At 31.9% G+C, this 20,061-nt stretch carries 22 protein-coding genes and 1 pseudogene; 9 read left to right on the top strand and 14 right to left on the bottom strand.

Annotated elements, in window-relative coordinates:
* The first annotated feature begins 127 nt into the window (after window positions 1–127).
* The 5 genes from ASD98_RS17760 to ASD98_RS24150 all read left to right on the top strand — a co-directional run bounded on the left by ASD98_RS17760 (window position 128) and on the right by ASD98_RS24150 (window position 4,424).
* Entirely contained in the window at window positions 128–715 is a 588-nt protein-coding gene (locus ASD98_RS17760) for an IS3 family transposase (RefSeq protein ID WP_056206945.1), read from the top strand.
* 588 nt (window positions 716–1,303) lie between these two features.
* On the top strand, window positions 1,304–2,161 hold the full coding sequence (locus tag ASD98_RS17755) for a hypothetical protein (RefSeq protein ID WP_056206943.1): 858 nt from the start codon (window positions 1,304–1,306) through the stop codon (window positions 2,159–2,161).
* Window positions 2,162–2,327: 166 nt separating this feature from the next.
* Window positions 2,328–3,557, top strand: coding sequence for a GTPase HflX (gene hflX / locus ASD98_RS17750; protein WP_056206941.1), 1,230 nt, complete (start codon window positions 2,328–2,330; stop codon window positions 3,555–3,557).
* Window positions 3,558–3,691: 134 nt separating this feature from the next.
* Entirely contained in the window at window positions 3,692–4,276 is a 585-nt protein-coding gene (locus tag ASD98_RS17745; protein ID WP_056206940.1) for a zeta toxin family protein, read from the top strand.
* Window positions 4,263–4,424, top strand: a complete 162-nt coding sequence (locus tag ASD98_RS24150; RefSeq protein ID WP_165590695.1) for a hypothetical protein — start codon at window positions 4,263–4,265, stop codon at window positions 4,422–4,424. The genes ASD98_RS17745 and ASD98_RS24150 overlap by 14 nt, the downstream gene beginning before the upstream one ends.
* A gap of 90 nt (window positions 4,425–4,514) precedes the next feature.
* On the opposite strand, the gene ASD98_RS17740 is transcribed toward ASD98_RS24150, so the two are convergent.
* From ASD98_RS17740 to ASD98_RS17710, 7 genes and pseudogenes are all read right to left on the bottom strand, one after another.
* Complete coding sequence (locus ASD98_RS17740; RefSeq protein ID WP_056206937.1) at window positions 4,515–5,465, bottom strand: DUF3078 domain-containing protein; 951 nt, start codon at window positions 5,463–5,465, stop codon at window positions 4,515–4,517.
* Between the two features lie 80 nt (window positions 5,466–5,545).
* Window positions 5,546–6,055: a DUF2480 family protein gene (locus ASD98_RS17735; protein WP_056206936.1), complete on the bottom strand. Its 510-nt coding sequence runs from the start codon at window positions 6,053–6,055 to the stop codon at window positions 5,546–5,548.
* Between the two features lie 84 nt (window positions 6,056–6,139).
* The gene (locus ASD98_RS17730) at window positions 6,140–6,463 is read right to left on the bottom strand and encodes a DUF59 domain-containing protein (RefSeq protein ID WP_056207423.1); all 324 of its coding nucleotides are present in this window, start codon (window positions 6,461–6,463) and stop codon (window positions 6,140–6,142) included.
* A gap of 199 nt (window positions 6,464–6,662) precedes the next feature.
* Window positions 6,663–6,958, bottom strand: a pseudogene (locus ASD98_RS17725) (GxxExxY protein); the annotation flags it as partial.
* A 152-nt stretch (window positions 6,959–7,110) separates the two neighbouring features.
* Window positions 7,111–7,536, bottom strand: coding sequence for a SufE family protein (locus ASD98_RS17720; RefSeq protein WP_056206933.1), 426 nt, complete (start codon window positions 7,534–7,536; stop codon window positions 7,111–7,113).
* A gap of 2 nt (window positions 7,537–7,538) precedes the next feature.
* Window positions 7,539–7,964 (bottom strand): hypothetical protein, encoded by a 426-nt coding sequence (locus ASD98_RS17715; protein ID WP_056206932.1) that lies wholly within the window; start codon window positions 7,962–7,964, stop codon window positions 7,539–7,541.
* Between the two features lie 11 nt (window positions 7,965–7,975).
* Entirely contained in the window at window positions 7,976–9,190 is a 1,215-nt protein-coding gene (locus ASD98_RS17710) for an aminotransferase class V-fold PLP-dependent enzyme (RefSeq protein ID WP_056206930.1), read from the bottom strand.
* A gap of 220 nt (window positions 9,191–9,410) precedes the next feature.
* On the opposite strand from ASD98_RS17710, the gene ASD98_RS17705 reads away from it, so the two are divergent.
* A complete protein-coding gene (locus ASD98_RS17705; RefSeq protein WP_056206928.1) occupies window positions 9,411–10,760 on the top strand; it encodes a serine hydrolase in 1,350 nt (449 codons plus the stop codon).
* 136 nt (window positions 10,761–10,896) lie between these two features.
* Window positions 10,897–11,610, top strand: coding sequence for a hypothetical protein (locus ASD98_RS17700; RefSeq protein ID WP_056206926.1), 714 nt, complete (start codon window positions 10,897–10,899; stop codon window positions 11,608–11,610).
* Window positions 11,611–11,789: 179 nt separating this feature from the next.
* Here ASD98_RS17700 and sufD read toward each other — a convergent pair whose 3' ends face one another.
* The 6 genes from sufD to ASD98_RS17670 form a co-directional block, all read right to left on the bottom strand.
* Window positions 11,790–13,106 carry a Fe-S cluster assembly protein SufD gene (gene sufD / locus ASD98_RS17695; RefSeq protein ID WP_056207421.1) on the bottom strand — a complete coding sequence of 439 codons (1,317 nt, stop codon included), beginning with the start codon at window positions 13,104–13,106 and terminating at the stop codon, window positions 11,790–11,792.
* Window positions 13,107–13,211: 105 nt separating this feature from the next.
* Window positions 13,212–13,601: a four helix bundle protein gene (locus tag ASD98_RS17690; RefSeq protein ID WP_056206922.1), complete on the bottom strand. Its 390-nt coding sequence runs from the start codon at window positions 13,599–13,601 to the stop codon at window positions 13,212–13,214.
* Window positions 13,602–13,686: 85 nt separating this feature from the next.
* A complete protein-coding gene (gene sufC, locus ASD98_RS17685) occupies window positions 13,687–14,433 on the bottom strand; it encodes a Fe-S cluster assembly ATPase SufC (protein ID WP_056206919.1) in 747 nt (248 codons plus the stop codon).
* Window positions 14,434–14,446: 13 nt separating this feature from the next.
* The gene (locus tag ASD98_RS17680; RefSeq protein WP_056206917.1) at window positions 14,447–14,935 is read right to left on the bottom strand and encodes a flavodoxin family protein; all 489 of its coding nucleotides are present in this window, start codon (window positions 14,933–14,935) and stop codon (window positions 14,447–14,449) included.
* A 7-nt stretch (window positions 14,936–14,942) separates the two neighbouring features.
* The gene (sufB, locus tag ASD98_RS17675) at window positions 14,943–16,391 is read right to left on the bottom strand and encodes a Fe-S cluster assembly protein SufB (RefSeq protein WP_056206915.1); all 1,449 of its coding nucleotides are present in this window, start codon (window positions 16,389–16,391) and stop codon (window positions 14,943–14,945) included.
* Window positions 16,392–16,476: 85 nt separating this feature from the next.
* A complete protein-coding gene (locus tag ASD98_RS17670; protein WP_035686721.1) occupies window positions 16,477–16,806 on the bottom strand; it encodes an iron-sulfur cluster assembly accessory protein in 330 nt (109 codons plus the stop codon).
* A gap of 373 nt (window positions 16,807–17,179) precedes the next feature.
* Here ASD98_RS17670 and ASD98_RS17665 point away from each other — a divergent pair, with 373 nt between their 5' ends.
* Window positions 17,180–18,109 carry a hypothetical protein gene (locus ASD98_RS17665; RefSeq protein WP_242412135.1) on the top strand — a complete coding sequence of 310 codons (930 nt, stop codon included), beginning with the start codon at window positions 17,180–17,182 and terminating at the stop codon, window positions 18,107–18,109.
* A gap of 219 nt (window positions 18,110–18,328) precedes the next feature.
* Complete coding sequence (locus ASD98_RS17660) at window positions 18,329–19,186, top strand: MBL fold metallo-hydrolase (protein ID WP_056206912.1); 858 nt, start codon at window positions 18,329–18,331, stop codon at window positions 19,184–19,186.
* 77 nt (window positions 19,187–19,263) lie between these two features.
* On the opposite strand, the gene ASD98_RS17655 is transcribed toward ASD98_RS17660, so the two are convergent.
* Window positions 19,264–19,482 (bottom strand): T9SS type A sorting domain-containing protein, encoded by a 219-nt coding sequence (locus ASD98_RS17655; protein WP_082577883.1) that lies wholly within the window; start codon window positions 19,480–19,482, stop codon window positions 19,264–19,266.
* Window positions 19,483–20,061 lie beyond the last annotated feature (579 nt).

The following is a 20,061-nucleotide window of genomic DNA, read 5'->3' as shown; positions in this document are numbered from 1 at the left end:
GATGTTGTTTTATTGTATAAAATTAAAAAGTGAAAACAATTTGTAGAAATATAAATGGTTAAAAATAACTTTTAATTCGATAAACAACCGAATTTGTTAAAGTTAAAAGTGAAATATAACTTCAAAAATGAGTAAAATATATGACCGTGATTTCAAAGTGAGAGCAGTAATGTTGAGTTATGAAAGAGGAAATAAGGCTGAAATTGGAAAAGAGCTTAATATCGATTCTTCTTTACTTACTAGATGGCAACAGGACTACGAGAAATATGGAACTGAAAGTTTTCCAGGAACTGGTTATTTAAAATTAAATTCTACAGAAAAGAAAGTATATGAACTTGAAAAGAGAATTAAAGAAGCTGATTTGAAATTTGAAATTCTAAAAAAAGGAAGCAGTCTTCTCTGTCAAGGTAAATTTGTAGTTTTTCAATTTATACACGATAACGAAAAAATATATTCGATCAGAAAAATGTGTAAGGTTCTAAATGTTAGTACACGTACATATAATACTTGGAAAAGTCAGAATTTGTCGGAAACGCAACAGAAAAGGCTTTTTATTAAAAAAAAAATAATAGAAATTTTTTTCGAGTTTAAGCAACGATATGGTGCACAAAGAATTGCAAAAATACTTCTAAATCGAGGACATAAAATATCAAGTGCAACGACAGGGAGATACATGAGAGAATTAGGTTTGTATAGTAAAATCACTAAAAATTAAACTTAAACCAATTTTTAAAAAAAGTAAGTATTAAAGATATGTTTATTTATGTTACAAAAACTAAATAACCTAAGTTTGATATTGAAATTAAAGTGATAATTTTTCTTATTTAATCTTTTCCATCTTCTGAATTTTTAAGTTAATACTTTTATACAACTCTTTTAATTTTTTGTCAGAATGAGTATTGTGTTTTCAAATATATCAAAAACATTCAACAAGCAAATAGATAAAAATACCTGATTTTATTACATCAAAACAACTTCAATATATAAGACTTTTAAGTTGGTATCTTTTGTCCTATTCTGATATTTTTAAACTGTATAAAGAAATTTTTAAAATTTCTAAAACTATATTTTTATATTACATAAACAGATGCTTACATTTTGTATGTCAATAAATGGGCATACTTGCCTAATTTTTTTATGATAAATATATTTGGCGAAAAGTAGGAGATTTTATTTTGTAAATATTCAGTCAAATGAGTAGTTTTTTGCTTATAAATTTAATGGTTACAATTTTCGAGATCTAAACTATTAGAATTTGACAGAATTTTGTATTTTGGTCATCCCAAATCAATACAAAAACAAAATGAAAACCTACTTTATTGCCATCTTAATGATGGTGTTTCCATTCTTGATGCACAGTCAGGACAATGTTAAATTAAAGCAAATCAACATTGTAAAAACGAATTACCAAAATTCTAAAGACGGAGAAATTGTAAATAAAACAATGGTTTTTAAAGATGGTAAGCTTCAAACCATTACAACTTCAGACGTTATTCAGAACTTTTTTTATAACAAAAAGGGTTTACTTGATATGTCTGTTAAAGATAAAGTGGGTAGCGACTGGAAAGAAGTTATCAATTACACGTATGATGCTGATAACAACATTACAAAATTTGTAAAAAAATATCAGGAAGGACCTGATTATATTACAAAAGTTGTATCGTTTGTTTATGAAGGCGCAAGAGTAAAAGTAACGACCAAAAAAAGTACAAATCACCAAAATTTAGTTGAAGATATTGAATATATCATTGAAAATGGTACTATCGTTAGACGTACATCACGTGATAGAAACAAAGCAATTATTGGTAAAATCGAATATGTTTATGTAAACGATAATGTATCAAAACATAAAGGATTAGTTGGAGATAAAATCTCTAAAACGTATACTTATGATGATAAAAAATCTGTAGATCAGTTAATTGTTCAAAATCTTTTTGGGGATAATTATAAAGTAATTGTACCCATGATTTCATATCATGAAGACGAATTTCCTTTTGAGTCGATTTCATATAACAACGAAATGAATTTTAGTCCTTCGTCTACAGCTTTGGTTGCAGTAAGCCGAAAATACAAATACAACAAATTAAACTTTCCAATTTCATGCTCTCAAATTGAAGAAAATGGAATTGTAAAAACAGAGAAAACTTTTATCTACGAATAAATAGTTTTTGAATCCTTTTCAAGCCATTTAAAAATCAAGTTTTATTAAAGAAACACTTTGTAAAACATGATTTTTAGATGGTTTATTGTTTTAAATAATATTTAAAAACGTAATTCTATAATTGTAGTAGTATACAAATGATTAAATTTGTAGCTTATTTTAAGATATGTTAGAGAAAGAAGTTATAAATTTTGAGAAAACAGCCATTGTTGGTATCATAACTCAAAATCAAAGTGAGGAAAAACTTAATGAATATTTAGACGAATTAGAGTTTTTAACTTTTACTGCTGGCGGTGAAGTTATTAAACGCTTTTCGCAAAAAATGGAACGCCCGAATCCGAAGACTTTTGTGGGAACGGGTAAAATAGATGAAATCAATCTTTTTGTAAAAGAGAATAATATATCGACTTTAATTTTTGATGATGAATTATCACCATCACAGCAAAAAAATATTTCAAGAATTATAGATTGTAAAATCCTTGACAGAACGAATTTGATTCTGGATATTTTTGCGCAGAGAGCTGAAACTTCTTATGCGAGAACGCAGGTAGAATTGGCGCAGTGTATATATTTATTGCCAAGACTTTCTGGTTTATGGACACACCTTGAGCGTCAAAAAGGGGGAATTGGTATGCGTGGTCCCGGTGAAACAGAGATCGAAACAGACAGACGTATTGTACGTGACCGAATTTCGTTATTGAAAGATAAAATCAAGACAATCGACAAACAAATGAGTATTCAACGAAGCAATCGCGGCGCAATGGTTCGTGTGGCTCTTGTTGGGTATACAAACGTTGGAAAATCGACTTTGATGAATGCTATTGGGAAAAGTGATGTTTTTGTTGAGAATAAATTATTCGCAACATTAGATACAACGGTTCGAAAAGTGGTGATTAAAAACTTACCATTTTTACTTTCTGATACGGTTGGATTTATTCGAAAACTGCCAACACAATTGGTAGATTCTTTCAAAAGTACACTTGATGAGGTTCGCGAAGCCGATTTACTTTTGCATGTTGTCGATATTTCGCATCCGGATTTTGAGGATCATATTGAATCTGTAAATCAGACTTTGCAGGAAATTAAGAGTAACGATAAACCAACCATTATGGTTTTCAATAAAATCGATGCTTATAAACATCTAACTATTGACGAAGATGATTTGATTACTGAAAGAACCAGAAAACACTGGACTCTTGAAGAATGGAAACAGACTTGGATGAGTAATGTAGGAGAAGATAACGCTTTGTTTATTTCGGCAACTCAAAAAGAAAATTTTGAAGAATTTAGAGAAACTGTTTATGAAGCTGTTCGTCAGATTCACATAACAAGATTTCCATATAATAAGTTTTTATATCCTGATTATAAGGACGCAGTTGAAAAGGAAGAAGAATAAAAATAGAAACGGCTTTTGAAATAAATCAAAAGCCGTTTTTTTTATATAATGAATAAACAGGAATGTTATAAAACTTTATTAAATATCTCTAAAATAAGATTTAGTAAAAATTGATATTTCATATCTTTGTTTAAATGAGTAAGAATTTATACATAATTTCAGGATGCAATGGAGCTGGTAAAACTACGGCTTCTTTTACAATACTTCCTGAAATTTTAAACTGTAAAGAATTTGTAAATGCAGATGAAATTGCTAAAGGTCTCTCTCCATTTCAACCTGAAAAAGTAGCTTTTGAGGCTGGTAGAATAATGCTTCATAGAATAAATGAATTATTAGATACTAATACAATATTTGCTTTTGAAACCACACTAGCGACTAAAAGTTATAAATCTAAAGTTGCGTTAGCACAAAAAAAAGGTTATAAAGTGATTCTTTTATTTTTCTGGTTACAGGATGTTGAGCTTGCGATTGAAAGAGTAAAAACTAGAGTTACAGAAGGTGGACATAATATAGAAACAGCTGTTATTAAACGAAGATACATTAATGGAATATTAAACTTATTTAATATATATTTGCCCATAGCTGATGAAGTTATGATCTTTGATAATTCATTTGGGAAACCTGAATTATTGGCAGAAAAAATGCTTGAAAGTGAGATTGATATAATCAATGAAATTAAGTACGATAAACTAAAAGGAATTTATAATGAAAACATATAAAAGATCGGCAACTCAAACTAAAATTTTAGATGCGATGGATTTGGTTTATGATAAATTAATTGAGTTCAAAAAGAAATCAAATACTGAATTGGTAATTATGAAAGACGATAAAATCGTTCGAATAAAACCAAAATCATTTAACAAGTAAATAAAAATAGAAACGGCTTTTGAAATAAATCAAAAGCCGTTTTTTATTGTATTACATTTTATAAGAATCTTTTCGCTGTGTTGCGGATTATTAAAATCCAAAATTAACTCCTAAACCAAATACTTCTCTGGTTTGAAGGCCTTGAAAAGCATTATCATCATAAATGGCCTGGAAGGCTAAATTTGCCGACAAGAACTTGTTTACTTTCATAATGATATTTAAAGAGTAATTGATGTCTACGTTTTGAGGGTCTTCCAGATAATTAGAATAAAGATTCAGTGTGTTTTCTGCTGTAACATTAGTCATAATGGCCAATTTGTAATAAACAGAAGCATAAAAACCTAACTCGTAACGCATCGTTTTATTAGCATCTACACCAAAATAAGCTCCATCAACATAAGGTAACCCGGTTCCCTGATCAATACCAGAAGTGTAAGCTCCATCTACAAAAGTGAATTTTGAAGTTAACGGCGCAAAGTTTATTTTTAGATTTTCATCTTTAGACCAATAAATACCGGGACCTGTAGTTAGGTAACCCGGAGACATGAATTTAGTATTTTCTGTTCGGATCTCTTTTCCGTTGACATCCTGACCATAAATATAACCCGTTGTAAATTGAGTTCTAAAGTTTAGAAAGTAGGAGTAATACCATTCTCCAAAAGCTCTTTTACCAACGATTGAATTAAACTCTAAACGGTCATCAGTCTTTTTTCCGAAATCGGTGTTTTTAGTTTGTAAAAGCCCGTAAGAAGCAAGGATTTTATTATCCCAGGTTACATCGTCTTTTTTGTAATTGAAGTCATAGTTTATTCCTAAAGTACCAGAGAAACTATCCTCACCACCTGCAATCCAGTTATTGAAGCTGGATTGGTTTAACAAAAGAGATACGGTTCCTTTTGCTTTCCATCCTTCGTCCTCAATTGTATCGTTTATTTTTTTTACCGCTTTTTCGGTATTCTGAATTAGTTCTTTTTCTGAATTTTGTGCCTGAACAAAAGTAAAGTTCGCTAATATAAAAAGTAATAACGCCAGCTTTCTCATGGTTGTTTAGTTTAAGTGTATATTAACAAATATACTAAAATCCAACTGAAGGTTAAGGGAATATTACCTGAAAATGAAGGTTATTTCTTAGATTCTTTGTATAAAGGCACTGCAGAACACGCTTCGCCATACATAATACTGCGGGCAAAGGGCTGTAAATAAGTTGCTGCTAAAATATAAGCACGCATAGGAACCGGTTTTTTTGAGCAGCCTTTTACAATAACCGGTTTGTTTTTGTATGCTGAATAATCGATTTTACTTAAAATTTCTTCATATAAACTAGAATCCAGATCCTCAATGGTTCCGTTTACTACTTTTTTTGCAAAAGGTGCCAAATGCACACTAACCAAAATTAATGCCCAAGCGGGAATTATAGCGTCTGTACTGCAATGTACAGCCACATATTGATCTTGGTATTGAGACCAATCCTGATTTTTTAGATGTTCTCTAAAGTCTTTTTCTTTCAATAAAAATCCTTCCAAAAGCCATTGCGAAATGTCAATCTGCACACGCATTCCTTTTGGATAATAATCCTCTAAATCAAAAACTTCTAAAGCACTATTGGCAACTTTATTGATAATTTCTTCCATGTGAAAAGTTAGTTTCAAGTTTGAGGTTTCAAGTCTCAAGTTGCGTAACCTGAAACTTGAAACTTTGAACCTGAAACAAATATTTTAAAGCATTCCTAATTCTAATTTTGCTTCTTCGCTCATTAAATCTTTGCTCCAAGGCGGATCGAAAGTGATTTCTACGTCAACATCTTTGATGTATTCGATTGTTTTTACTTTTTCTTCCACTTCTCTTGGTAAACTTTCTGCAACCGGGCAGTTTGGAGATGTTAATGTCATCAGGATTTTTACTTCATAATCTGTATTTACCATTACGTCGTAAATTAATCCTAATTCATAAATATCAACAGGAATCTCAGGGTCGTAAATTCCTTTTAAAACTTTTACGATTGATTCTCCTAATTCGTTTGTGTTTATTTCTTGTTCCATTGTTTTTGTTTTTTCACCATATAAGTTATATAAGTTCATTTAAAATGAGTTGCTTAAATAAAAATATGATGCTTTATTTTTATATTTAATCTTCTTGCCAGCGGTATAATTCGTTGACGTATGTTTTTTGTCCTTCGTAGTAAATATTTGTAACATTAAAATTTATCATTAATCCTATTGGCGACTTTAAAAGTTTCATATAAGACATAAGTTTTGCAATATGAATTGGTATAATTTGATCAACTGCTTTTAATTCAAGAACTAAACAATTCTCAATAACAAATCACATCTTAGATCAGACGCTAATTCCAAACCTTTATATTCAACTGGAATTACTAATTCAGATTTAAAATTAATTCCTCTAATAGATAATTCCTTCATCATGCACTGATGATAAATACTTTCTATAAGTCCTGCTCCAATATTTTTATGAACTTCAATCGCCGCTCCATTAACATGATAAATTAATTCAGTCAAATATTTCTTTGTTATCATCTGTTTTTTTCACAATAACAAGAAATAAAAGAAAGATAAAACTTACTTTATGGGTTTTTTCACCATATAAGTTGTATAAGGTTCAAATGGATTGCGAATAATTTAAGCACAAAACTTAAATTTTCTTATATAACTTATATGGTGGAAAAAATTTAATTTTTGTTTTTTGCATCAAAAGCCAAAGCGTACATTTTGATGTTTTTTATCATCGAAACCAATCCGTTTGCACGTGTTGCTGATAAATGTTCTTTTAAACCAATTTCGTCTATAAATTCAGTGTCAGCACTTATAATGTCTTCTGCTTTTTGATTAGAGAAAGCACGAATTAAAATTGCGATTATCCCTTTAGTTAAAATAGCATCGCTGTCTGCTGTGAAAACAATTTTATCGTCGTTTTGTTCACCTTGTAACCAGACTTTTGACTGGCAGCCTTTAATTAAATTCTCATCGGTTTTGTATTCTTCTTTAATTAAAGGAAGACTTTTTCCCAGTTCGATGATATATTCATAACGCTGCATCCAGTCGTCGAACATCGAAAATTCGTCTATTATTTCGTTTTGTATTTCTTTAATTGTCATAATTATTCTTTAGCAAAATCAACCAGTAAATTTACCAGTTTTTCAATTTCCTTTGGAGGAAAACCATTGTCGAAACCTGCTGTTTCGTATGTTTTTTGATCTTGAGTTATTTTTAAATTTCCAATCGCAGCACCGTCATAAAAACGTTTTTCAGTTGGTGCTTTTAATGCCGAAAGTTTGTTTAAATCTACTTTTGAAAATTCAGCAACAATTTTGTTCCATTTCGCATCGTCAATTTTAGTTTCAATCGGCTGTTGATCTCTGCCGTTTGTAACATAAACAGTCTGATTTTGAACTACAATCTTTTTATAATATCCTCTTGAAAGGGCAGAATATTCAATTTGAGTTGTAGCCATGTTTGTCTTTTTTTGACTGCAGCAGCCGGTTGCAATAAAAAGGGTTAAAAGCAATAAAGATAGTATTCTCATAAAAATAGATGTTAGCTTAGCATTATTTGTGCCTTTTTAACGGCGTCGATCATTTGGTCAATTTCTTCTTTTGTATTATAGAATGAGAATGAAGCACGAATCGTTCCCGGAATACAGAAGAAATTCATAATTGGCTGCGCGCAATGATGTCCGGTTCTTACTGCAATTCCTAATTTGTCAATAATTGAACCAACATCATATGGATGAATACCATCAATATTAAACGAGATTACAGAAGCTTTATTTTTTCCTGTTCCGTAGATTCTTAAACCTTCAATTTCAGATAAACGTTTTGTAGCGTAATCTAAAAGCTCAGTTTCATATTCGTGAATATTCTCAAAACCAACACTGTTTAAATAATCAATTGCAGTTCCTAAAACAATTCCGCCGGCAATATTTGGAGTTCCGGCTTCAAATTTATGTGGAAGATCTGCGTAAGTTGTTTTCTCAAAAGTAACTTCTTTGATCATCTCACCACCGCCTTGATAAGGAGGAAGTTTATTTAACCATTCTTCTTTTCCATACAAAATTCCAGTTCCCGTTGGACCACACATTTTATGACCTGAAAAAGCATAAAAATCGCAATCTAATTCCTGAACATTTGGTTTTAAATGCGGAACTGCCTGCGCGCCATCAATCAAAACGGCAGCACCAACAGCGTGCGCTTTGTCAATAATATATTTTATTGGATTAATGATTCCCAGTGCATTTGAAATATGATTAACCGTAACCACTTTTGTTTTTTCTGAAAGCAGCGCATCAAATTCTTCAAGAATCAATTCGCCGTCTTCGTTCATGGGAATTACTTTTAAAGTGGCTCCTGTTTTTTCGCATAACATTTGCCAAGGCACAATATTACTGTGGTGTTCCAAAGAAGAAACAATTACTTCGTCGCCCGGTTTTAAAATAGATGCAAAACCATTCGTTACTAAATTGATTCCGTGCGTTGTTCCCGAAGTAAAAAGTACTTCGTGAGCATGTTTCGCATTTATATGTTCTTTTACTTTGCCACGAGAAATTTCGTAAGCATCAGTAGCTAATTGACTTAATGTGTGAACACCTCTGTGAATGTTGGCGTTTATTTCCTGATAATATTTTACTTCGGCATCGATCACAATTTGTGGTTTTTGCGAAGTAGCTCCGTTGTCGAAATATACTAAAGGTTTTCCGTTTACAGTTTGAGAAAGAATCGGAAAATCAGATCTTATTTTTTGAATATCTAGCATGTCTTATTTAGAAAAAATCTATTTACAAAAGTACTAAAACTAAATTTGTTTATACAGCAATTCGATAATTTCCTTTTATGGCATTATTGTCACTAGGCGTAAATGCTGATTCCGTAAAAATCGATTCAGTTTTATGAATTATCCGAATCAGATTTATAATTTGAGTTCTAAAATCGTGAACATAAATTATTTATATTGCAATAAAAATACTGTCATCATCATGAAAAAATTTCTCAAAGTACTTTTGCTTGTAGTAGTTCTTGCTTTTTTGTATTTCGGATTTACAACTTATCCAAAACTCGATTTGATTTCCGGGTTCTCGGCTAAAAGTGTTGCTTCTGGGCATTTTATAGATAACCGTTCTTTGGATTTAATTCAGAAAACAGACAATGATATCGACATGATTGATTTGGCTAAAAACTCAATTGACGAAACTGGAAAATTTGCCACTGCTACAGTTTATGGTTTAAAGGAACGGAAAGCAATTTACCGCGAAGGTTTAGGAGCCACTTTGATAAACGATGATTTTGATATTTCAAAACCATATTTACTTCCAAATAGAACAAAGCTGGTAAATAATCTTCCTTTTCCATATGGAAATAATGAACCAAAAGACACTTTGTTTTCGAATGTTGATTATTCAAAATTAAAAAATGCAGTTGAAAATGCTTTTGATAAAAACGGCGGAAGAGCAAAAAGAACTCGAGCCGTTGTGGTTTTATATAAAGACAAATTAATCGCCGAAAAATACGATACCGGATTCAATAAAGACAGTAAAATTTTAGGCTGGTCGATGACAAAAAGTATTACAAGTTCGGCTTTTGGAGTTTTAGCCAAGCAAGGAAAAATTGATATTTATAAACCGGCTCCAATTGCAGAATGGCAAAATGACGATCGTAAAATTATCACGATAAATGATTTGCTTTACATGAATTCCGGTTTAGAATGGGAAGAGAATTACAGCACCATTTGTGATGCGACAAAAATGCTTTTTCAGGCCGAAGATATGGGTAAAGTACAAATGGATAAACCAGCTCAGTTTAAACCAAATACACACTGGAATTATTCATCCGGAACAACGAATTTATTATCCCGAATTTTAAGAAGTCAGTTTAAAACTCAGCAAGAATATCTTGATTTTTGGTACGGTGCTGTAATCGATAAAATCGGAATGAATTCGATGATTGTTGAGCAAGATATGTCAGGCACTTTCGTAGGATCGTCTTACGGATGGGCAACACCAAGAGACTGGTCAAAATTTGGATTGTTATACCTTCATAAAGGAAATTGGAACGGAGAACAGATTCTGGATGAAAGCTGGGTAAAATATACAGCAACACCAACAAATACTTCTGAAGGAAAATATGGCGCGCAGTTCTGGCTAAACGCTGGAGGTAAATTCCCGGATGTTCCTCGTGATATGTTTTACTGCAGTGGTTACCAAGGACAAATGGTGGCGATTATTCCGTCGTTAGATATGGTAATTGTGAGAATGGGAGTGAAGGAAGAAGAGCCAGGGTTTGATTTTAATGGGTTTTTGAAGGGGATAATTGATAGTGTGAAGAAATAAAATGTAATACATTTCTTTTCTTTTTGTGACTTGCAAAAAATAGTGGATATTTCAATAACATATTTTGTTGGTATCTATGGCTCCGCCAAAATCTTTCGCTTATTTCAAAGCTGAAGAATAATTAAATCTTTCCAAAATGAAAAAAATATTTATTATTTTATTGCTAGTATCTTCATTTGCAAGAGCCCAAGACTATACCGAGCAAATAAGAAAACTTGAAAATTCAAAAAAACAAATTTCAGAGAAAATTATTTTATTAAATGATTCTATTAAAATGATAGAGTTAAAAATTAATTCATTAAAATCTAAAGATTTTCAAAAAATCATCTCCGATTCTTCATTAATAGCTGTAGCTATAAAGAATGCTAAAATTAAAAAGGCTCCAGATGTAATGGCTGAAATAATTCTAACATTAGAAGAAGATAAAAAAGTGGTTGTGTTAGATTATCATAATGAATTTTTTGGAGTTTGTGTTGGTTCAATTTGTGGTTATATGAATGACAATTGGATAATAAGAAATGAAAAAATAACAGAATTTGTTAAGATAAAACGACAACAAGAGGAAGAATTAGAAAGGCTTAAAAAAGAACGACGATTAAAACAAGAAGAAGCTGAGTACGCAAAAATTGAGAAAACATATCTTAAAAAATACGGCAAAGTAGTTTATGAAAAATTAAAAAAAGGATTTTACTGGATTGGAATGACAGACGAAATGGCATTGATTTCTTTAGGAAGTCCAAATGATAACAATAGAAGTGTTGGTTCTTGGGGAGTTCACGAACAATGGGTGTATAATAATGGATTGTATCTTTATTTTGAGAACGGAAAATTAAAATCATATCAAGATTAGTTCCCAAATGAAGAAATTTTTATGGTAATTTATCATTAAAAAATGGCAACATATTATCTTTGTACGAAGAGCAGGATAATACTCTGGGAAGTCTACTAGATAGGACAAAAAACTGGGAAGCTCTTTTACAAAATAAAAAAAACCACTCTTTTGAGTGGTTTTTTTGTACTTATCAAATTCTACAAATCAAATCCTAAATTCACGCCCAATTTCATGGCAATGATTTTAGTAATTCTTTGTTTTAATTCCGGTATTTTAATGCTTTCGATAACGGCATTTGAGAATGCGTACATCAATAAAGCTTTAGCTTCTTTTTTAGGAATACCACGTGATTGCATGTAGAACATAGCTGTTTCATCAAGCTGACCAACAGTACAACCGTGAGAACATTTTACGTCATCAGCAAAAATTTCCAATTGTGGTTTTGCGTTGATAGTTGCTTTGTCACTCAATAAAATATTATTGCTTTTTTGGAAAGCGTTTGTTTTTTGAGCTTCTTTTTCTACCAATACTTTTCCGTTGAAAACTCCAGTTGAACGATCAGAGAAGATTCCTTTGTAATCCTGGAAACTTTCGCAATTTGGCGTTGCGTGGTTTACCAAAGTATAATGATCAACGTGTTGTTTATCATTCAGGATAGAAATTCCATTTAATGTACTTGTCAATCTTTCACCAAAGTGGTAGAAGTTTAAGTTGTTACGAGTCAAATTTCCACCAAATGAAAAAGTATGTACATAAGCATGACTTTCCTGTTGTTGCGAAACGTAAGTGTTGTCAATTAAATTCGCTTCGCTATTATCGTTTTGAATTTTATAATAGTCAACAATTGCACGTTTTTGAGCAAAAATTTCTGTAACCGAATTGGTTAAAACAGGATTTTCGTTTAAACTTTGGTGACGCTCGATAATTTGAACATGCGAGTTTTCGCCCACAATAACCAAATTTCTTGGCTGAACCATTAAAGCCGATTCATTTCCTGTCGAGAAATACATAATCTCAATTGGTTTATCAGCAACTTTTTTCTTCGGAATATTGATAAAAGCACCTTCAATTGCAAAAGCAGTATTCAATGAAGTTAAACTGTCATCTTTACTTGCAATTTGATTAAAGTACGTATCAATAACCATTTTATATTTTGGTTTGGTCAATGCCGAAGACATCAAACAAACATCGATTCCGTCATGCGTAGTAGAAGATAAATGCGAACTGAAAACACCGTCGATAAACACTAATTTATACGTGTCGATTTCGTGTAAAAAGTATTTTTTTACTTGGTTAAATTCAATTGCATTTTCCTGCTTAGGAAAAACCGTAAAGTCATTTTTTAAGATGGCGTTTAGCGATGTATATTTCCAGGCTTCTTCTTTTTTGGTTGGGAAACCTTTATTTTCGAAGTTTTTTAAGGCATTTGTGCGAATGTCGTGTAAATCTGAATGTACATCGACACGCTCTTCAAAAGCCATAAAAGACGATACTAATTTTTCTTTTAAATCCATTTCTGTAGTTGTTTCCTTCGGTGTTTCAGGTTTCAAGTTTCAGGTTGCCTCTGGGGACTTAATCCTTTGAATCCGTATTGTTTCAGGTTTAATGTTTCATGTTTTTTACTGAAACTTATTTCCTTTGAAATCTTTTTTATTGAGATAAGTGATAAAGTTTTTTATTTTACCGCTTAAATTTTCATAATCTGTTTTTAACGCTTCGAATTTTTGTTCTGAAATATATTCAAAATCAAAAACACGATATAATTGCGATCTTGTTTCTCCGGCCGAACCTTTTGCTATTGATAAAAATTGTCGAAATTCTAAATTTCCATCTCTTTCAAAACCTTCAGCGATATTATCCATTACTGAACCGGAAGAATCTTTTATTTGATTTTTAAATCTGAGATCTGATCTTAACTCTGTATGAATTGCAATAAGATGAATTTCTTTTGCTAATCTTCGAGCCTCTTTCCAAATTTCTAAATCTTCAAATCGAGTAATTGTCGCCATAATTTCTGCTTTATAATTTTAAGTTTAAACTTACAAAATACAGTTTAACTTGAAACTAAAAAAACATGAAACCTGAAACAAAAATTTAATTCTCCGCCTTAATCCAGTCGTATCCTTTTTCTTCCAGTTCGTAAGCCAATTCTTTTCCACCTGATTTTACGATTCTTCCGTTGTAAAGAACGTGAACGAAATCCGGAACGATATAATCTAGTAAACGTTGGTAGTGCGTGATCACGATAATGGCGTTTTTCTCGCTTTTTAATTTGTTAACTCCGTTAGCTACAATTCTTAAAGCATCGATGTCAAGACCAGAATCGGTTTCATCAAGGATGGCTAATTTTGGCTCTAACATTGCCATTTGAAAAATCTCGTTTCTTTTTTTCTCTCCTCCGGAAAAACCTTCGTTTAAAGAACGAGATAAAAATTTACGATCGATTTCTAATAACTCTGATTTCTCACGGATAACTTTTAGCATTTCGTTAGCCGGCATTTCTTCCTGACCGTTTGCTTTACGAGTTTCGTTGATGGCAGTTTTCATAAAGTTAGTAACGCTAACTCCAGGAATTTCTACAGGATATTGAAACGAAAGGAAAACTCCTTTATGTGCTCTTTCTTCAGGAGCAAGATCAGCAAGATCTTCTCCGTCAAGGAAAACTTCTCCGTCAGTAACTTCGTAGTTTTCGTTTCCTGCAATAACTGCAGAAAGTGTACTTTTTCCAGAACCGTTTGGTCCCATGATCGCGTGTACTTCGCCAGCTTTAACTTCTATATTAATTCCCTTAAGGATTTCTTTATCACCAATTCCGGCGTGAAGGTTTTTTATTGATAACATTGTTTTTTTATTTTTATATAAATGTCAATTCTATTTTTGTTGTTTGGTTTAGGATGTTGGCATTAAAATGCGCGTGTCCTAAATATTCCATGCCTAAATAATCGGCTGTTTTTTTGAACGGAATGTAAAAACTCTCTTCGATTTCGTTGTCGTGTGAATTTGATATCACCCCAATTTTCTTTCCTCTAAGTTTTCGTCCGGTTTCTTTCTCAATTCGAAGCAAATCCGAAAATCGATCAAAGAAAACCTTCATGATTCCACTCATATTATACCAATATACGGGCGTTGCAAAAATTAAAGTGTCGTACTCTTCGAGTATTCTTCTTATTAAGGGCAGAAAATCATCTTCTTTGTTTTTGCTTTCGTAATCATAATGAGAAATATTATAATCGCTTAAGTCAATCACATCAATTCCCGATTCTTTTGCAATTTCATCGACAATTTTTGTTGTGTTTCCGTTTTTTCTGGCTGAACCTAAAATGATGATTTTTTTACTTTCCATCTTTCAATTATCCAACAGATCCTTCTAAAGAAATCTCTAATAATTTTTGAGCTTCAACAGCAAATTCCATTGGTAATTTGTTCAAGACATCTTTACTGAAACCGTTTACAATTAAGGCAATCGCTTTTTCAGTTGGGATACCTCTTTGGTTGCAATAAAAAACCTGATCTTCTCCAATTTTACTTGTAGTGGCTTCGTGCTCTATTTTTGCCGATGGATTTTTACTTTCGATATAAGGGAAAGTATGCGCTCCACAATTGTTTCCCATTAAAAGAGAATCACATTGCGAAAAGTTTCTTGCATTCTCAGCTCTTGGGCTAATCTGCACTAATCCACGGTAACTGTTTTGCGATTTACCAGCCGAAATACCTTTAGAAATAATAGTCGATTTAGTGTTTTTACCTAAATGGATCATTTTAGTTCCCGTATCAGCTTGTTGGTAATTATTAGTAACGGCGATCGAATAAAATTCTCCTACCGAATTGTCTCCTTTAAGTACACAAGAAGGATATTTCCAGGTTACAGCAGAACCTGTTTCAACCTGTGTCCAAGAAATTTTAGCATTTGTTTCGCATAAACCTCTTTTCGTAACGAAGTTGTAAACGCCACCTTTTCCTTCTTTGTTTCCTGGGAACCAGTTTTGAACAGTAGAATATTTAATTTCAGCATCATCCAAAGCGATTAATTCAACCACAGCAGCGTGCAATTGATTTTCGTCACGACTTGGTGCTGTACAACCTTCAAGGTATGAAACATAACTTCCGGCATCTGCAATAACAAGAGTTCTTTCGAATTGTCCTGTTCCTGCCTGATTGATTCTGAAATATGTTGAAAGTTCCATTGGGCAACGAACGCCTTTTGGAATATAACAGAAACTTCCGTCAGAGAAAACTGCTGAGTTTAATGCTGCGTAGAAGTTGTCTTTTTGAGGTACAACAGTTCCTAAATATTTTTTTACCAATTCAGGATGTTCTTTAATAGCTTCAGAAATCGGGCAGAAAATAATTCCTTTTTCTCCTAATGTTTTCTTGAAAGTAGTTGCAACAGAAACTGAATCGACCACAATATCCATAGCGACATTGTTCATCATTTTTTGTTCGTCAACAGAAATTCCAAGTTTTTTATACATTTCTAAAAGTTCCGGATCAACATCATCCAGAGTTTTAGTAGGATCTACTTGTTTTGGAGCTGAGTAATATGAAATTGCCTGAAAATCTGGTTTTTCGTAATGTACGTTTGCCCATTCTGGCTCGATCATTTCTTTCCAGGCGCGAAAAGCTTCTATGCGCCAATCGGTCATCCATTCAGGTTCTTCTTTTTTAAGAGAAATAGCTCTTACGATGTCTTCGTTTAAGCCAATAGGAAACGTCTCCGATTCTATATCAGTATAAAACCCGTATTCGTATTCTTTAGTTTCGAGTTCGATTTTTAAATCGTCTTCTGTGTATTTGCTCATTGTTTTTTTATTGTCTTAAAGTTTTAAAGTCCAAAGTTTGAAAGTCAATAGCAGTCTTTAAGACTTTCTGACTTTCGGCTTTTGACTAAAGAGAAAATGATTCTCCGCAACCACAAGTTCTGCTTGCATTTGGATTATTGAATACAAATCCTTTTCCGTTTAGCCCTCCTGAAAATTCCAGAATTGTTCCAGCTAAATATAGGAATGATTTTTTTTCAACTGCAATTGTTATGTCGTTGTCTACAAATATTTTATCGTCGTCGCCTTTGGTTTTATCAAATTTTAAATCATAAGACAAACCAGAGCATCCACCGCTTTTCACACCTACACGTACGTAGTCATGTGCGGCATCAAAACCATCATCACTCATCAAGTCGATGATTTTCTTTTTGGCTGTATCAGAAACTTTTATCATTGTTTATGGTATTTGTTTTTAAATGATCATTTTAATCTGCATTTAAATAGTAATCAAATTATTACATAAAATTTAAACACCAATTTCTACGTTCAAATGAAATTGTCTGCAAAGATACGACTTAAAAACCTTTTTCCATAACGGTTCACATTATTATAACAAATGTTAAAATAGACAGAAGTTATTTTTGCTTAAAAGCTATTTATTGAGTGACTTTTATTTTACAATGGATTTTGTTTTTGAACGAAAAGTCAGATGATTCTGTAAAATACTGGTTTACTGTGTTTTAAGTTATTGTAAATAAGCAAAAAAACCGTATTTCTACTTGTTCTATCGAATAATTTAATGGTATTTTTGCAATAAATTGTGAGGAATGATGAAGAAAAATTACACAAACGAATGGATCAGGGCACTTTTGGCAATATTCTTTATTTTTGGAATAGGTGCTACTTTCTATATATTTAGTAAAGAACTAAAAGACGAGGCAGATAAGGAAGAAGCAAGCAATAAAAATATTAAACTTGTCAATAATAATAAAGAGTACATTGCTCAAAAAAGTATTCTTGACTCTTTGAATGTTTTGAAATTAGAATATGATGTTGCAATCTTAGAAAAAACGGCTCTTTCACAGCAATTGGCATTTGAAAAGAAAAATGTCGAAAATTTAATGGAAATTATAAAAGCATCAGAAAATCCTTCTGTTACTCAAATTCAAATTTACCGGAAACAGCTTTCAGATATGCAGACTGCATTAGCCTCTAAAGTTGCAGAAATAAAAAGTCTTAAATCTCAAAATAAAAATTTGCTTACGGAAATTGAATCTCAAAATGTTGTAATGTACAAACAAAAAGCAGAAAATGATACTTTAATTTTAAAGCAAAAAAAGTTAGAATCGACAATAAAAGATGCTTCTAAACTAGTTCTGAATAATTTTAAAGTAATTGCTCTTCGTGAAAAAAAATCGGGAAAAGAGCAGGAAACAGATAGGGCAAAAAGCACTAATAAACTAAAAGTAAGTTTTTCGGTTAACGGAAATGCCGTTGCTAAAACAGGAAAAAGAGTGTTTTATATTCAGGTTTTAGACCAAAAAAATACTGTTCTTGGTGAAAATAAATTAATAGAATTTGGCAACGATAAAGCTTTGGTTTACAGCTTTATTGTGGCAGCAGATTTTCAGGGCAAATCTTTAAACTTGTACGGAATTTTAAATTCTGACGAAAATCCGTTTAAAAAAGGAACATACTTTGTCAACTTCTTCGACAAACAAGAAATTATGGGAACCGCTTCAATTACTTTGGAATAAAAGTATTTTTATCCCAAGAATTTTACTGATTTAACAGGTTTACACAGATTTTTTATTGATTAAAACTCGACAAGTTTACTTCTTGTCAGGAATAAAAACACAGCGAAAATCAGTTACGTCAGTCAAATCCGAGGTCAATTTGCATCTAGTTGGAGAAACATTATTAGCAAAAGGAGATTGGATTTCCTAGCTTTGTTTTCTTATTAGAAATTTAAACTCATGAAACTTTACCCAATAGAATCCGGAAATTTTAAGTTAGATGGCGGCGCTATGTTTGGTGTTGTACCTAAAACGATTTGGAATAAAACCAATCCCGCCGATGAAAATAATTTAATTGATATTGCAGCGCGCTGTTTACTTATTGAAGATGGAAACCGCCTGATTTTGATCGATACCGGAATGGGAGATAAACAATCGGAGAAATTCTTTGGTTATTATTCACTTTGGGGATCACATTCTATTGATAAATCATTGGCAAAATATGGGTTTAGCAGGGATGACATTACTGATGTTTTTATGACGCATTTGCATTTTGATCATTGCGGTGGAAGTGTGCAATGGAATAAAGATAAAACCGGATACGAACCAGCCTTTAAAAACGCAAAATTCTGGACAAACGAAAATCATTGGGAATGGGCAACGAAACCCAACGCACGCGAAAAAGCTTCATTTTTGTCCGAAAATATTTTGCCAATGCAGGAAAGCGGACAATTGAATTTTATTAAACGTCCTGAAGCTGATTTTGGCTTTTCTGAAGAAATGAATTTTGGAATTTATTATGTTGACGGCCATACCGAAAAACAAATGATTCCGCATATTCAGTATAACGATAAAACAATCGTTTTTTGTGCAGATTTATTAGCAACAGCCGGACATATTCCGCTTCCATATGTAATGGGTTACGATACAAGACCTTTACTTACAATGCCGGAAAAAGCTAAATTTTTGAATGCTGCAGCAGATAATAATTATTATTTGTTTTTGGAGCACGATGCCCACAATCAAATTATAACAGTTGAGCATACTGAAAAAGGAGTGAGATTAAAAGACGTTTTTACTTGTGAGGATATTCTCTAAGATCAAATTTTTATCATAAAAAAATCCCATTTTCAACTTAATGAAAATGGGATTTTTAGTTTAACTAAAGTGAAATATTATTCGACGATTACTTTTTTAGCCGAAGCAGCATCCTGATTGATTAAATATACGTAATAAACCCCTTTTGGTAAACCGCTTAAATTGATTGAATGATTTGAATCGGTAGAATTTAAGCTAAATGATTTTACTAATTGACCTAGTGAATTGTAAACATTTGCTTTTTCTAAGTTTATATTTTTAATACTCACTTCCCCTTTTGTTGGATTTGGATAAATTGCTTGAAAACAGAATCTTCAAGTCCTAATGTACAAGTTATTGAAAAAGAAGTTGTTTTTATCTTTAAGTGCATCCCAGCTTGATGTCGAATATTGAGGATCGTCTACCATTATACATGATAAACTTGGATTAAGTGTAAAATTTGAATTTTCGGGACAGCCATTTGAATTGTAACTATAACTAAATGAAGATAACAGGTTAGTGTTTTGACCGTTTTTTAAATTTAGTTTATTTAGTAAAGGGTTTGACTGGCAGTTTAAACCAAACAATAATGTATTGTTAGTTAAATCAAGTGAACTAATCTTAGTGGCTTTACAAACTAAAGCTTTTAAATTAATATTTGAGCTTACATCTAAATTTGTAATATCATTAATAAGAGCAATTAAAATATTCCAATTTAGTATTTGAACCTAACATTTAGAGGGGGTATTTTATTTGAATCACAAGTAAGCTTCGTTAAATCCTTGTTTGCTGATACATCCAAAGCCGTTAATTTATTCGCTCGACACATAAGAGAAATCAAAGATTTACTATTACTTATGTCTAAAGTCGATATCTCATTACAATAATCATTTTAG

It is taken from the genome of Flavobacterium sp. Root186, assembly GCF_001428525.1.
Classification (GTDB): domain Bacteria; phylum Bacteroidota; class Bacteroidia; order Flavobacteriales; family Flavobacteriaceae; genus Flavobacterium.
The sequence above is the reverse complement of the archived record's forward strand: the minus strand, read 5'-3'. Positions and strand labels throughout refer to the sequence as shown.

What these genes read in the sequence shown, in the direction of transcription:
- ASD98_RS17760 (WP_056206945.1), top strand. Translation starts at nt 128, where the DNA reads ATGAGTAAAATATATGACCGTGATTTCAAAGTGAGAGCAGTAATGTTG.
- ASD98_RS17755 (WP_056206943.1), top strand. Translation starts at nt 1,304, where the DNA reads ATGAAAACCTACTTTATTGCCATCTTAATGATGGTGTTTCCATTCTTG.
- hflX (WP_056206941.1), top strand. Translation starts at nt 2,328, where the DNA reads ATGTTAGAGAAAGAAGTTATAAATTTTGAGAAAACAGCCATTGTTGGT.
- ASD98_RS17745 (WP_056206940.1), top strand. Translation starts at nt 3,692, where the DNA reads ATGAGTAAGAATTTATACATAATTTCAGGATGCAATGGAGCTGGTAAA.
- ASD98_RS24150 (WP_165590695.1), top strand. Translation starts at nt 4,263, where the DNA reads ATGAAAACATATAAAAGATCGGCAACTCAAACTAAAATTTTAGATGCG.
- ASD98_RS17740 (WP_056206937.1), bottom strand. Translation starts at nt 5,465, where the DNA reads ATGAGAAAGCTGGCGTTATTACTTTTTATATTAGCGAACTTTACTTTT.
- ASD98_RS17735 (WP_056206936.1), bottom strand. Translation starts at nt 6,055, where the DNA reads ATGGAAGAAATTATCAATAAAGTTGCCAATAGTGCTTTAGAAGTTTTT.
- ASD98_RS17730 (WP_056207423.1), bottom strand. Translation starts at nt 6,463, where the DNA reads ATGGAACAAGAAATAAACACAAACGAATTAGGAGAATCAATCGTAAAA.
- ASD98_RS17720 (WP_056206933.1), bottom strand. Translation starts at nt 7,536, where the DNA reads ATGACAATTAAAGAAATACAAAACGAAATAATAGACGAATTTTCGATG.
- ASD98_RS17715 (WP_056206932.1), bottom strand. Translation starts at nt 7,964, where the DNA reads ATGAGAATACTATCTTTATTGCTTTTAACCCTTTTTATTGCAACCGGC.
- ASD98_RS17710 (WP_056206930.1), bottom strand. Translation starts at nt 9,190, where the DNA reads ATGCTAGATATTCAAAAAATAAGATCTGATTTTCCGATTCTTTCTCAA.
- ASD98_RS17705 (WP_056206928.1), top strand. Translation starts at nt 9,411, where the DNA reads ATGAAAAAATTTCTCAAAGTACTTTTGCTTGTAGTAGTTCTTGCTTTT.
- ASD98_RS17700 (WP_056206926.1), top strand. Translation starts at nt 10,897, where the DNA reads ATGAAAAAAATATTTATTATTTTATTGCTAGTATCTTCATTTGCAAGA.
- sufD (WP_056207421.1), bottom strand. Translation starts at nt 13,106, where the DNA reads ATGGATTTAAAAGAAAAATTAGTATCGTCTTTTATGGCTTTTGAAGAG.
- ASD98_RS17690 (WP_056206922.1), bottom strand. Translation starts at nt 13,601, where the DNA reads ATGGCGACAATTACTCGATTTGAAGATTTAGAAATTTGGAAAGAGGCT.
- sufC (WP_056206919.1), bottom strand. Translation starts at nt 14,433, where the DNA reads ATGTTATCAATAAAAAACCTTCACGCCGGAATTGGTGATAAAGAAATC.
- ASD98_RS17680 (WP_056206917.1), bottom strand. Translation starts at nt 14,935, where the DNA reads ATGGAAAGTAAAAAAATCATCATTTTAGGTTCAGCCAGAAAAAACGGA.
- sufB (WP_056206915.1), bottom strand. Translation starts at nt 16,391, where the DNA reads ATGAGCAAATACACAGAAGACGATTTAAAAATCGAACTCGAAACTAAA.
- ASD98_RS17670 (WP_035686721.1), bottom strand. Translation starts at nt 16,806, where the DNA reads ATGATAAAAGTTTCTGATACAGCCAAAAAGAAAATCATCGACTTGATG.
- ASD98_RS17665 (WP_242412135.1), top strand. Translation starts at nt 17,180, where the DNA reads ATGATGAAGAAAAATTACACAAACGAATGGATCAGGGCACTTTTGGCA.
- ASD98_RS17660 (WP_056206912.1), top strand. Translation starts at nt 18,329, where the DNA reads ATGAAACTTTACCCAATAGAATCCGGAAATTTTAAGTTAGATGGCGGC.